Here is a 13472-nt window from a genome sequence, read left to right as displayed (position 1 = left end):
ATGACGATTCATACGAAAAAAAGACTCTGGGAGATTTCCCTGTTTATTGTAACGCTGCTGCTGGCGATCATTTTCTTTTTCCCGATCTTCTTTAACCTGATGTCCGCCTTTAAAAGCAACGCCGAAATTATGAGGGACGCCATCGCGTTCCCTAAGGGATTATATCTGGACAGCTTTAAATACCTGCTCACAGAAACCGAATTTCCCCGGGCGATCCTGAACAGTCTGATTCTAACACTGGTTTCGATTGTAGCTCAGGTCTTGATCATTCCTATGGCGGGTTACGCCATTGAACGCAGAAATGTACGCTGGACCAAATTTATGTTCCTGTATTTCCTGGCCGGGATGATGATTCCGTTTCAGGCATACATGATCCCTTTGTTCAAAGAGCTGAGAATGTTCGGACTGTATGGAAGTCTTGCCGGTCCGATTCTGGTCTATGTTGCCGGGGCTGTCGGCTTTGGCTGCCTGCTCTACACCAGCTTTGTCAAAGGCATTCCGCAGGAAATTGAGGAAGCGGCAGAGATTGACGGCTGCTCCCGTTACGGAATCTTCTGGAAAATTGTCTTCCCGCTTATGGGTCCGGTTACGGCAAGCATGGTTGTGCTTAACGGTCTGGGGATCTGGAATGACTTCCTGCTGCCGATGCTCGTGCTTCCTTCAGGCGAAGCCAAGACGATGGTCGTGGAAATCTACCGCTATATCGGTGAATTTTCCTCCCGCTGGGATATGATTTTTGCCGGAACAGCGATGTCCGTTGTGCCTGTGCTGATTGTCTTTGTATCGCTGCAAAAGTATTTTGTAAAAGGCATCGCCGCAGGTGCTACCAAAGGTTAAGCATAAATATATTGCTGAGGCTGCCCCTAGATCACAGGGGGCGGCCTTGCTGCATTTTCATAAATGCTTCCGGATTTAACGTCTCACTTTCAATAACAATCGCGGTTAATCCGGAATCTGTTCTGGTTTCATGCCATTCGTCTTTCTCCCAGAATACTGCATCCCAGGCCTGCACCGGGACATATTCTGCTGCTTCTCCCCGGACATATCCTTCTCCTTCTATGATCAGCAGCAGCTGCGGCACAACGGCTTGGTGATAACCGATTACGCCATTCTCTGGTAGATGCATACATCCGATATGGGCAGCCTGTTCGGTTTGTACAATACGCGACATTATAAAATTTGAATTGAAAGCCGTAATGGACTTACCGCTCTCTTTGGCAAAGCTGTATATCTTCATATGATCCTCCCGGTTCCCCTGATGTTTAGCTTAATTTATCGTCTGACAGCTCTGGATCAGCTGTAAGCCTGCGGTAGCCCATTGGAGGCAGTCCGGTCCAGCGCTTAAATTGTTTGCTGAAATGGGAGACGTCGCGGTAACCGAGCCGATGGGCAATCGCTTCGACGGACAGGCTGTTGTCAAGCAGCAGCAGCTTGGCATGGCGGATAATCAGATCGGAGAGATATTGTCTCGGAGACATCCCGTAGATCTGACGGAAGGCCCGGTTGCAGTGATTCGGGCTATAACCCAGCTGCGCTGCAATGCCTTCAATACCGTCGCCACGGCTGCCTGTAGCTTCTGCCGTGAAGACGGATTCCTGCAGCAGGCCTTCGATGGCATTCGCCAGGGCAACGGTATTCTCCGTGACTCCCGGGAGTGCGCTTCCAGAAACAACAGGCATTTCGGCCAAGACCCAGCCGCTGAGTGCGGTGAATAGCTGCAATGAGGCGTTCAGTATCATTAACCGGTTCAACTGTGAATCGCTGGCTTCGGAGAGAATCACCCTGCTGATGATAATGTCCAGCGCGGAACGGATAGACCGCAGCTCCGGGCTGCTCCCGCTGAGACTTACCGTATCCATCGTCATTAGGGAACGCCGCAGAATCAGATCATCAATATCAAAATGCAGGCAGAAATAAGTCATTTCATTGCCGGAATCCGCGCCGAGGCTGGAATGCTGCACGCCGGGGCGGATGAATAGAATATCTCCGCTTTCCTGAACGTAAGCGCGGCCGCCGACCGTCATTTGCTGCCTGCCCTGCAGAACTACATTGATTTCAAACATTGGGTGGGTATGTACTGGATACTGCCACTGCGTATTTACTTTGCGCCAGTGGGCGGCAAAAATATGAAAAGCTGCCTGGATGTCCGGTGACATCCGGCCGTCCAGGGAATGCTGAATGCCGGGATCATTTGACTTCATTGCCATCCTCATTTTCGAATAGAATATGGGTTTATTATAGCATAGCTTGCTCCAGGCGATTGATTTGCCCAAATAATAGGCGGCTTTGGCCCTGTCGCACCCAGGGCGGCATAGATAACATAGAGATAGAGCCCGGCCGCCGCCGGGAATCAGCCTGGAGGGAGTGTTTTTACGATATGCCGCAGAATCAGTTTTTTAACGCCCATCATTCACCGATCGGCTCTTTTGCCAGCTTTACATTAGGATTTAAGGGGGCTGGAGGCGGCTTTGATCTGGAAGCCGGGAAGCCGCCCAGACAGAATATATTTATCGGACTGCAGCGGAAGGACGGCAGCGGCTTTGATACGCTGCCGTTTCACGAGCATGACGGAGAGGATGAGAGCAAGCGCTACGATATCGAGAATCCGGATCCTAAACCGTCTAAGCCGCGGATCCTCTTTCCGTTTGCAGACGGGGAAATTGTCCGGGATTTCAAGCTGACTACAGACAGCTGGCAGGCCGGTGATTTGACCTTCCGCATTTATTCGCCGGTGCGGTCCATGCCGGACCCGGAGACGGCTTCGGAAGAAGAGTTGAAGGGGATTTTGCTGCCGGCACTGCTGGTGGAATTTGAAGTAGATAACACTGCCGGTGAAGTTGAGCGGCGTGCATTCTTTGGCTTCCAGGGCAACGATCCCTATAGTGCGATGAGAAGACTGGATGATTGCTCTGCAGAGCTTGCCGGTGTCGGGCAAGGAAGATTTGTGGCGATTGCCGCAGAGCAGGGAACGGCAAGGTCGGCCATGCATTTTAAATTGGAGGATATTCTGCTGTCGGAGCTGGAGGAGAATTGGACCTTTGGCCTTGGCCGGGTAGGAGCGCTTGTTATGGATGTTCCCCCTGGCGTCCGGAAGACCTACCGTTTCGCTGTCAGCTTCCACCGGTCAGGTTACGTTACCTCCGGTATGGATGCTTCCTATTACTACAACCGCTATTTCAGCAATGTGGAGTCCGTGGCGGAATATGCGTTGTCGCATTTTGATGAATTGAAGCAGCAGGCGCTGCAGGCGAACAGCCTGCTGGAAAATACAGGCCTTAGCAGGGATCAGACCTTTATGCTGGCTCACGCTATCCGCAGCTATTACGGCTCGACGCAGCTGCTGGACTACAAGGGCAAGCCGTTCTGGATCGTAAATGAAGGCGAATACCGGATGATGAACACCTTCGACCTTACCGTCGATCAGCTGTTCTATGAACTGAAGATGAATCCATGGACGGTGCGCAACGAGCTGGATATGTTCGTAGACAGATTCAGCTACGTCGATACGGTCCGCTTCCCTGGCGACCAAACGGAGTACCCTGGAGGCCTCAGCTTTACCCATGATATGGGGGTGGCAAATGCTGTATCACGTCCCGGTTATTCCGCCTATGAGATGTACGGCATTGACGGCTGCTTCTCGCATATGACTCATGAACAGCTGGTCAACTGGGTTCTTACGTCGGCCGTTTACCTGGAGCATACAGGCGATCTTTCCTGGATGGAGCGGAATCTGACCGTGCTGGAGAGCTGCCTGCAAAGTATGCTGAACCGCGATCATCCGGACCCGGAGCAGAGAAACGGAGTTATGGGCCTCGACAGCTCGCGCACAATGGGCGGTGCCGAAATTACCACCTATGACAGCCTGGATGTTTCGCTTGGCCAGGCCCGAAACAACATCTATCTTGCCGGGAAGTGCTGGGCGGCTTATCTGGCCATGGAGAAGATTTTCCGGGAGAATGGAAACACAGTACTGTCAGAAACAGCCGGAGCTCAAGCGGAACGCTGCGCAGCAACGATTGTTGCCAGCGTGACAGAAGATGGTTATATCCCGGCAGTGATTGGGGAAGGGAATGATTCGAAGATCATCCCGGCTATTGAAGGTCTGGTCTTCCCGTATTTCACAGGCTGCAAGGAAGCACTGGAACGCGGAGGCCGGTTCGGCGCTTATATCGCGGCATTGGAGCGGCATCTGGAGGCGGTTCTTGTGCAGGGTGTCTGCCTGTTCGAGAACGGCGGCTGGAAAATCTCCTCTACCAGCAACAACAGCTGGCTGAGCAAAGTGTATCTCTGCCAATTTATCGCCAGACAAATTCTCGGGCTGGAATGGAATGAAGCCGGCCGGGAAGCGGACCGGGCGCATGTGGAATGGCTCACGCATCCGCAGCTTTCCATCTGGAGCTGGAGCGACCAGATTATCTCCGGGGAAATTACCGGCAGCAAATATTATCCTCGCGGGGTAACAGCTATCCTGTGGCTGGATGAACACTAAGCAGAGTGCTCCAGCACAAGCGCAAGGCGAGTACTTGATATAGGGAATACCAGAATAAGCGGTTCCTCCGGTTAGCTCATGACCGGGGACCGCTTTTTAGTCATTTTGAGATACGGAAATCCTGTAAGAGAAAAAAATTTTTAGAAACTACTGTAATAGTCTTGATTTGTGTAGACGATCGTAGTAGTATGGTGTTACAAACTATTGCAATAGTCTGAAAGGAGATGATCCACATTCAAATTAAACTTTTTGACTCTGAGCTCAAGGTCATGGATGTCTTATGGAAGGAAGGGACTATAACCGCCAAGCAGCTTGCTGAAGTCCTGAGTGAGCAGGTGGGCTGGAACAAGAACACCACCTACACTGTGATCAAGAAATGTATCGACAAGGGTGCCATAGAACGGCTTGAACCTAATTTTCTCTGCCGGGCTATTCTCTCTAAAGAGCAGGTACAGGAACAAGAAACGGCTGAATTGATAAACAAGGTCTTTGACGGCTCCACCGAGATGCTGTTTGCTTCTCTTTTGAACACGAAGAATCTATCCGCTAAGGAGATCGCAAGACTCAAGCAGCTCGTGGAGCAATTGAAATGAGCTGGCTGATGGATATTTTTCAAATGAGCCTGACCGCGGCTGTACTCATTATTGCGATCGTGGTTGTTCGTGCGCTAACCTTGCATAAGCTCCCGAAGAAAACGTTTCTCGTACTTTGGGGCGTGGTGCTCTGCCGCTTGCTTATTCCGTTCTCGATCCCGTCTCCCTTCAGCTTCTACACAGGTTTAGAGAAGCTGGAGCGGGTATTTAGGACAACATCCTCAACTCCGCCTCCTGCGGAAGCATCAAGAATCTTACATACCGTGAATTTTTCAGGGACAGCGGAGTCAATAGGAAATGTCGCGTCATCGGGATCGACATCAGCAACAGCATCCATCTCACCTCTTGCGATCATTGGGCTGCTAGGGATGTGTGTCTTTGCCCTGTTTTTTATCGTGACTTATATTAAATGCCGCAGGGAGTTTCAAACCTCTCTGCCAGTCGGGAATGATTTCACCGCCCGTTGGCTGCAGGAACATCCCCTGCGCCGGCAGGTACAAATCAGGCAATCGGATCAAATCAAAGCGCCGTTGACGTATGGCATTCTCCACCCTGTAATACTCATGCCCAAAGATATGGATTGGACTGATGAAACGAGGCTGCGGTATATTTTCACCCATGAATTTGTGCATATCCGGCGGTTTGATGCCTTGACCAAGCTGGTGTTGACATTTGGCCTGTGCCTGCACTGGTTCAATCCAATGGTCTGGGTGATGTATATCCTGGTCAATCGTGATATTGAACTCTCCTGTGATGAAACCGTCGTGCGGATATTTGGGGAACCTGTAAAAGCGGCTTATGCTATGACGCTGATTGGGATGGAGGAGAAGAAAAGCAAGGTGACTCCGTTATTCAACAGCTTCAGTAAAAATTCAATTGAAGAGAGGATCATTGCGATTATGAAAATGAAAAAAACGACAGTTTTTGGATCTGCAGCGGCATTGCTGCTGATTGCGGGTACAGTCACTGCTTTTGCAACCAGTGCTGCTAAGCCGGTTTCTGGCAGTGGTTTTGAAGAGAATTCGCTGGCGGTTTATGAACCCTACGGTCTGGTCTACGATGCAAAAAGCCACGAATTAATGTATCAAAATGAAGAAGTCCGTGATTTCTTTGATGAACAGGCCGGAGTCGGCCAGTCCATGATGGATGGAACTGTGGATGTATATGCAGTCTATAAGAATGGCAAACTGGCTGGAATCGAAAAGCGGAGCCCGGAAGAGTTCAGCAAGACAACAGCCGAGAAGAAAGCTTTGCAGAAGGAGTTCGCTGAGAAAAGAAAGGAACTCGGTATTGCGGACAATGAAGACTTCGCTTATTCGGATAATTCCGAGGGCCAGTCTGGCACAATGGGTCAGTCGTCTGATACTGTGTATTCCTATAGCGATGAAACTGGCGCAGTTCAAATCAGCAACGATGACGGGAAAACGTGGATGAGTGAAGAAGCATATGAACAAGCGAATCCGAAGCCAAAAGTTGTATGGTGGACCTATGAAGAATATAAAACATGGCTTGCGGAAGAAAAGAAATCGCTGCAAACGATCATCGGCGGAAAAGGCTGGAACCCGACCGACGGCTGGTATGAATGGACACCCGAGAAGGTTAATGAGACCATCGCCATGTATGAAGGGATATTGGAAGAGATTAAAAAGGGTGTGAAGGTCTCAAAATCGGTGGATGGAAAAGATGACGTAATGTTGTCGTATAACCCTGGAGAAGTAGAGGTATCTTCAGCCCACGGAATGACAATTTCCGATGACAACGGAAATATATCAGACATCGGGCCCTATGACACCAAAGAAGAATTGCTGGCTGCAATAAAGCTTTATTGCGAAAGACAGGTGAAAGCTGGAAAGTTAACTCCAATAGAAGCTGAAAAACTGATCAATGAAGCGAATACTCAGCATAAATAAACTGTACGTATCAATATAAAACGCCTTGTCCTCTTAGGGAGCGCAAGGCGTTTTCTATGGTCACATGCTTCATTCTCAAGCTTAGAAAATGCGATGTTTCCATCCGTTTAATTTCGAGACAGCTTCCACATAGTAGTAGTCTCCGTAAATCAGTGACACGTCGATGAAGGAGGTTCCGCTGCCCGTCCCGTGCAGCAGAATGGCTTCATGCTCCGGCTGGTCCCAGGTGGCGTAGTTCTCTGTCAGCGAGCGCAAGATCCGTTCTGCAGCATTTGCGTAAAGGCTCTTCTCGCCGGGCGGAACAACTTCAGCGAGTTCCAGCAATCCGGAGGCAGCGATGGATGCAGCCGAGCTGTCTCTGAACATCCGCTTGTCATCCTCCAGACGGAAATCCCAATATGGCACCTGATCCTCAGGCAATGCCGCGATGAAATAATGGGCAATCCGCTTGGCCGTATCCAGAAAACGCTCATCCCCGGTGTGGCGGTAAGTGTTGATGAAGCCATAAAGTCCCCAGGCTGCCCCGCGGCTCCAGCAGGATTCGGCGGAATAACCCTGTCCGCCAAAGTTCTCGATGTATTCTCCGGTCTCTGCGTCGAAGGAGAGAATATGTTTGGTCGATCCGTCTTCATTGACGCCATATTTCATCGCCGTTTCGGCATGGCTCACAGCAATATGCTTGTACCGCGGATCGCCGCTGACCTTGCTCGCCCAGAACAGCAGAGAGATATTCAGCATGCAGTCGATAATCACCCAGCCGTATTTATCCTCATTCCACGCACGGATGAATTTGCCCACCGGATTGTAGCGTGCAGCGAGGAAATTGGCGGCTTCAAGTCCTCTGCGCAGCCCATCCTCATCTCCGGTCAAAGTATTCTTAATTACGGCTGTCGGCAGAAATTGAAAACCTACATCATGATGAAATTCAACGGTCGGTTTAACAAACCATTCCTCGAGTGTGCCATCCCAATGCCAGGCGGCCTCCTTGTACAGGTCCTTTCCGGTCATATCATGCATAATCCACAGGAGGCCCGGCCAAAAGCCCGTCGTCCACCAGTCTGAGCCGATATCGTCAAATTTGCCGTCTGCTCCGGCGAAATGCGGACATTTGCCGCCGATTTGCTCCACCATGCGCGTTACCTTTGTATCGAGTCTGTCCATGATTTCCTGCCAATACGTTTTACTCATCGCGAATCCTCCAATGCTTTAGATGTGTCCCCAGTATATCGCTATCCGTATTGTCAAAGTTGCGATTTGATATTCAAAAATATCGAAATATTGTCATGATAATAACTGAATAAAGATCATTCGCGAATTCCACAACTACTGCTAACGCGACAAAATATAAACATTTCCTTATAACGTTGCCAAACTTTTGTGCGGCCCCTGAACTTTATAATATGAATAGGAAAATTACAGGGGGGACTCAGGTCAATGAACCAAGTGCAAATTTATAACGCTCCCAATAACATACCGCTCAGGGAGGATTTCAGGGTTAAGGTTCGTCCGGTTGGAGGGGAATGGCAGCCGCTTTTGATTTACGAGGTCAAAGTGGACATGCATCAGGTCCGCCCGGCATCGCTCGCTTTTTTTGATCTGCAGGGTGTGGCTGAAGTGGAAATTACATGCCTCTATACAGAAATTACTCATGTGAACATTGCTCCGGCAGCAAGAAATATCAAATTTGAGCAGGATGGCCGCAAACTCTCTTTCCTGTTGAACGGCCCGCAAAAGCTTTCGGTGGAAATAAACGGCGACCGTTTCCGTAATCTGCATCTGTTCGCGAATGAGCTGGAGAAAAATGTGCCTCAGCCTGAGTATGCCAGCGTGCACCTGATTCAGCCGGGCATTCACCGGACTCCCGATCTGTTAAACCTGCTCGAAACGACCAGAGAGGCCGAAGGCGGAGTACCGCAAACACTCTATTTTGCACCAGGCACTCATTACATCGAAGAAACGGCATTTCCGGTGCCCTCAGGAACGACCGTATATCTTGCCGGAGGGTCAGTCCTAGTAGGTTCACTGGTGTGTGAAGGAGTAGAGGATGTAACCATCCACGGGCGGGGTGTCATTTATTTGGCGGATTTCCACCGGTTTTCGGCTTTTCGCGGTGTACGAATTGTCTTCTCGCAACGGGTGAATGTGGAAGGAATTACTGTCATTGACCCGCCACATTACAGTGTATTTATCGGGCAGTCTGCTAAGATTTCGATCAACAACCTGAAATCATTCAGCACACGGGGCTGGAGCGATGGAATCGACATTATGGCGAGCAGCGTTATTGACATCCGTGATGTCTTCATGCGGAATTCCGACGACTGCATCGCCATTTACGGCTCCAGATGGGATTTCTATGGAGACAGCCGGGACATTACCGTACGGGACTCCATACTATGGGCCGATGTGGCTCATCCGCTGATGATTGGCACTCATGGAGATCACCAACGGAGCGGGGATTTGATCGAGAACATTGTGTTCGAGAATATCGATATTCTGGAGCATCATGAACCTCAGGAGAATTATTGGGGAGCACTGGCGATTAATGCCGGGGACCGCAATATGGTGCGGAATATCTTGTATAGCGATATCAGGGTGGAACGGATAGAGCAGGGTCAGCTGCTGGATCTGCGTGTGGTGATGAACAAGGATTATAATCCGGAACCGGGCTCGGGCATCGAAAATATTACGTTCCGCAATGTCCGTTATGACGGAGCTGACATCCAACCTTCCCGTATTTATGGATACGATGGAAAACGGGGCGTAGACGGTGTATCTTTTATCAATTTGCAGATCAATGGTGAAGTGATAGGAGAGGCGCGCACAGACAGAATGCTGATCAATGAATATGCGCGCAATATTGTTTTTGTAAGTGAAGATTCCCGTTAATTACTCTTCCGGTATTTTAGGGGAGTGGTGCCGAGGACTCTTTTGAACAGCTGGTTGAAATAGGAGGCGTTCGGGAAACCAACCGTGATACCGATCTGCTCCACAGGCATATCCGTTGTGCTGAGCAGGCGGCAGGCTTGCTTGATCCGCCGGGCGGTCAGGTAGTCGACCAGGCGGCTTCCCGTTTCCTGGTGGAAGATCCGCGAGACATAAGACTTCGATAAATGGGTCTCCACTGCGAGCTGCTCGAGGTTCACCTCTTCCTGGTAATGCTCCTCGATCCAGTTCATGATCTGCTCGGAATAGCGGAGATTCCGCCGTTCCTCCGGTTGGATCAACATGTTGCCGCCGGTTCCCAGGCAGCTCAGTAATTGCGTAAGCAGCATTGTAATATCCTCGGAATCTTCCACCGGGGAATGGGTCCGGCACTGATCATACTGGTTATAAATCCATTGTATGGCCTCATTCTGACTGCCGAGATCAAACCCGCAATAGGTGTTCTTACCCTGCCATAAGGCAGAGAAGAGCGCTTTGCGCTTGGGGAAGTTCTTCAGCAGATTCTCGGCGGTATGCGGATCCACATAGAAAATGCTGCGCACGAACGGGCATTCCGCAGAGACCTCCGAATAAATCCGGTGCAGCTGATAAGGCTGGAAAAAAAACAGCATGCCGGAGCGGATATCATACATTTGCTGATTGACGACAACATTGCCCTGACCGCTGTGGATATACATGATCTCGCAGCACTGGTGCCAGTGGTAGTAGCCCTTGTAATAGTCATCAGTGTATAGCTGATAGTCCCAGATGAGCGACTTGTGGTCCGTGAAAATAACAGGTTCGAACAGTTGCTTCATAGTTCCTCCATCATGACAAAATACAAACATTTTATAATAACTCATTATAACTTTCAACCGCTGTAAGCGCTAGAATATTAACTGTAAATCCAAAATTTAAATAGACAATCCAATCATCCCTGGAGGTTTAGAATTTATGGCGCAACCGATTGTGAATCCGGTATTGACCGGTTTTCATCCCGATCCGTCTTTTTTACGGGTTGGGGATGATTATTATATTGCTACATCTACTTTTGAATGGTTCCCGGGTGTCGAGATCCACCATTCACGCGACCTGATTCACTGGCACTCGCTTACCCGTGTACTGACGGAGTCTTCGCAGGTTGATCTGCGCGGCAACGTAAGTTCCGGCTCCATTTGGGCACCGGCGCTTTCATTTGATAACGGGTTGTATTATTTACTGTTTACGGATGTGAAATCCCGCAAGAGTGTGTATAAGGATCTGCATAACTACCTCATTACTGCGCCCGATATTAGGGGGCCATGGAGTGAGCCGGTCCGGCTGAACGGCAGCGGATTTGATCCCTTTCTGTTCCATGATACAGACGGCCGGAAATGGCTGCTAAATATGCGCTGGGATTTCCGCAAGAGCCACAGCAATTTCTCCGGTATTATTATGCAGGAATATGATCTCTCAACCGGCAAGCTGACCGGTCCGGTGCACGAAATCTATAAAGGGACGCCGACCGGAGTTACGGAAGGTCCGCAATTGTACAAACGCAATGGTTATTACTATCTGCTTGTTGCTGAAGGCGGTACAGGTGTGAACCATATGGTCACCATGGCGAGAAGCCGCAGCTTGACCGGACCTTATGAAACAGATCCCGATTATCCGATAATGACGACCGCCCATGACTTGAACTATCCCTTCCAGCAGGCTGGTCATGGGTCACTGGTGGAAACACAGAATGGCGAATGGTATATGGCCCATTTGTGCACACGCCCGATTCCCGGGACAGGGACGATGAATCCGCTCGGCAGAGAGACGGCGATCCAGCGCTGTGTATGGACCGAAGACGGTTGGCTGCGGCTGGCGCATGGCGGGAAGCTGCCTGCTCTTGTGACAGAGGCGCCGGATCTGCCGCCGCATCCCTTTGAAGCGTTGCCGGAACACGATGAGTTCGACAGCGAAGAGCTGGGATATCCCTATCAGGGACTTCGTATTCCTTTTGATCCTTCATGGGTCAGCTTGACGGAGCGTCCGGGTTTTCTGCGTCTGACTGGCAGAGAATCGCTGGCTTCCCTGCATAATCAGAGTATGATCGCCCGCCCGATCCAGCATTTTGCCTGCAGGGTGTCCACTTGTATGGAGTTCAAGCCTGTTAGCATGATGGAAATGGCGGGACTGGTACTTTATTACGATGACAGTGACTATTATTATTTGCGGGTAACTGCCGATGAGATCCGTGGCGTAAGCCTTGGCGTTGTGCTGTGCAGAGCCGGTAAATACGATGAAATCTCCTCCATGCAAATCTCGGTGAAGGATTGGGAGCGCTATTTTCTCAAGGCAGAGATCAACGGGCGGGATATCGTGTTTTACGCTTCCCCGGATGGAGAGGTCTGGACAGCGATGTGCACACCGCTTGATTTCGGCACACTGTCCGATGAATTCGGCGGCAAACTTGGGTTTACCGGCTCCTATGCAGGAGTCTGCGCCCAGGACCTGGACCAGCAGAGTAAAAAGGCGTATTTTGACTTTTTTGAATATAAAGCTCTGGAAGGATAATGGCGTAGGCAATAAGAGGAAATGGGCACGGCAATCAGCGGCCGGCTTTTAAGAAGCTGATTTTGCCACCCGATCATGATTACCGGATTGAAATTATCGATACGTGGAATATGACCATCACTGCTGTGCAGGAGTTAGTAAGAGGAGATTACCGCATCGAGCTGCCCGATAAGCAGTATATGGCCTTGCGGATCACCGCAGTGAATTAGCTCAAGGACTTCCATTGCTTGCGGTAAGCAAGGTGAGTGCAATCATCGCGTTTTTTTGATTCTGTACTGGATAGTTATCAAAGAAGCCTGCATGCGCATTTGTGCCTGCAGGCTTCTTTGATATAGCAACGAAATAAATGTTTCCGTTATCATTTAATGCCGACTCGATCTATAATAGTCATCGGTTTTTGCTTATTTCTTCGATGAATCCTTTAACTGCCGGATCTCTTCCTGCCGCTGTTCGTACCGCTTGAGAATATTCGGTATTGCCTCCTCACATGCCTTTTGAAGTCGTTCCTCTTCCAGAAGATCAAGCTGTTCTTTCTGCTCCGGGCTTACCTTGTACACATTCGCCGTGATGACCCCGGTTGTTTCAAACTTTGACACGATCTTTCACCTCCACATTTTGGCTTTCGTTAGTGTCCTTATTGTATCATAGGCACTCCCTCGTCAACGACTCCTGTAGCAGTGATATACATACATTTGCTAGCCTGAAGCGGATCACAGCGTTTCATTTCAATTTTTTATTTTGCTGAAGTTTATAATCAACATAAATATAAAACGATTTATTTTAATATAAAATTCTAATTGACTAATTGCCGATTGTGCCGTTAAAATAAAACCGTTCAAGCCGATTTATGATGGTTTAGTTTTTATTTATATGAAATAAACAAAACCTTACGGCAGAACATTTTTTTAATGACTACATGAAAGCGTTTTATTTATGGGCGATAAAAGGGGAGGTGCTGCATACCAGAAAGAAGTCCGCTAATTTCCTGATATTGTAATCGCAAGACCAGGCATG

General features: G+C 49.5%; 12 protein-coding genes. 7 read left to right on the top strand and 5 right to left on the bottom strand.

Translation table 11 applies throughout. The features are described from left to right. Positions 1-837, top strand: coding sequence for a carbohydrate ABC transporter permease (locus tag H70357_RS20090; protein WP_197073602.1), 837 nt, complete (start codon positions 1-3; stop codon positions 835-837). Positions 838-868: 31 nt separating this feature from the next. Here H70357_RS20090 and H70357_RS20085 read toward each other — a convergent pair whose 3' ends face one another. Then, positions 869-1237, bottom strand: coding sequence for a cupin domain-containing protein (locus tag H70357_RS20085; protein ID WP_038593221.1), 369 nt, complete (start codon positions 1235-1237; stop codon positions 869-871). Between the two features lie 25 nt (positions 1238-1262). Beyond that, complete coding sequence (locus H70357_RS20080) at positions 1263-2201, bottom strand: AraC family transcriptional regulator (protein ID WP_038593218.1); 939 nt, start codon at positions 2199-2201, stop codon at positions 1263-1265. Positions 2202-2377: 176 nt separating this feature from the next. Between H70357_RS20080 and H70357_RS20075 the strand changes: the two genes are divergently transcribed. From H70357_RS20075 to H70357_RS34435, 3 genes are all read left to right on the top strand, one after another. After that, positions 2378-4489 (top strand): glycoside hydrolase family 52 protein, encoded by a 2112-nt coding sequence (locus H70357_RS20075; RefSeq protein WP_038593215.1) that lies wholly within the window; start codon positions 2378-2380, stop codon positions 4487-4489. 224 nt (positions 4490-4713) lie between these two features. Next, positions 4714-5082: a BlaI/MecI/CopY family transcriptional regulator gene (locus H70357_RS20070; protein ID WP_442950451.1), complete on the top strand. Its 369-nt coding sequence runs from the start codon at positions 4714-4716 to the stop codon at positions 5080-5082. Continuing rightward, positions 5079-6992, top strand: coding sequence for a M56 family metallopeptidase (locus H70357_RS34435; RefSeq protein WP_052092151.1), 1914 nt, complete (start codon positions 5079-5081; stop codon positions 6990-6992). Before H70357_RS20070 ends, H70357_RS34435 begins: the two co-directional genes overlap by 4 nt. A gap of 81 nt (positions 6993-7073) precedes the next feature. Here H70357_RS34435 and H70357_RS20060 read toward each other — a convergent pair whose 3' ends face one another. Further along, complete coding sequence (locus tag H70357_RS20060; protein ID WP_052092150.1) at positions 7074-8180, bottom strand: glycoside hydrolase family 88 protein; 1107 nt, start codon at positions 8178-8180, stop codon at positions 7074-7076. A 246-nt stretch (positions 8181-8426) separates the two neighbouring features. On the opposite strand from H70357_RS20060, the gene H70357_RS20055 reads away from it, so the two are divergent. After that, on the top strand, positions 8427-9878 hold the full coding sequence (locus H70357_RS20055; RefSeq protein WP_038593209.1) for a glycosyl hydrolase family 28 protein: 1452 nt from the start codon (positions 8427-8429) through the stop codon (positions 9876-9878). Here the strand turns inward: H70357_RS20055 and H70357_RS20050 are convergent. Continuing rightward, positions 9875-10732 (bottom strand): AraC family transcriptional regulator, encoded by an 858-nt coding sequence (locus H70357_RS20050; RefSeq protein WP_038593206.1) that lies wholly within the window; start codon positions 10730-10732, stop codon positions 9875-9877. The genes H70357_RS20055 and H70357_RS20050 overlap by 4 nt on opposite strands. Before the next feature lie 136 nt (positions 10733-10868). Here H70357_RS20050 and H70357_RS20045 point away from each other — a divergent pair, with 136 nt between their 5' ends. Both H70357_RS20045 and H70357_RS35965 read left to right on the top strand, forming a co-directional pair. Beyond that, a complete protein-coding gene (locus H70357_RS20045) occupies positions 10869-12458 on the top strand; it encodes a glycoside hydrolase family 43 protein (protein ID WP_038593203.1) in 1590 nt (529 codons plus the stop codon). Positions 12459-12469: 11 nt separating this feature from the next. After that, a complete protein-coding gene (locus H70357_RS35965) occupies positions 12470-12667 on the top strand; it encodes a DUF5605 domain-containing protein (protein ID WP_269322570.1) in 198 nt (65 codons plus the stop codon). Between the two features lie 192 nt (positions 12668-12859). On the opposite strand, the gene H70357_RS20040 is transcribed toward H70357_RS35965, so the two are convergent. After that, positions 12860-13054, bottom strand: coding sequence for a hypothetical protein (locus H70357_RS20040; RefSeq protein ID WP_038593200.1), 195 nt, complete (start codon positions 13052-13054; stop codon positions 12860-12862). Positions 13055-13472 lie beyond the last annotated feature (418 nt).

The organism is Paenibacillus sp. FSL H7-0357 (assembly GCF_000758525.1).
In the GTDB taxonomy this organism is placed as follows: Bacteria; Bacillota; Bacilli; order Paenibacillales; family Paenibacillaceae; genus Paenibacillus_AQ.
This window is presented reverse-complemented; position numbering and strand designations above follow the sequence as displayed.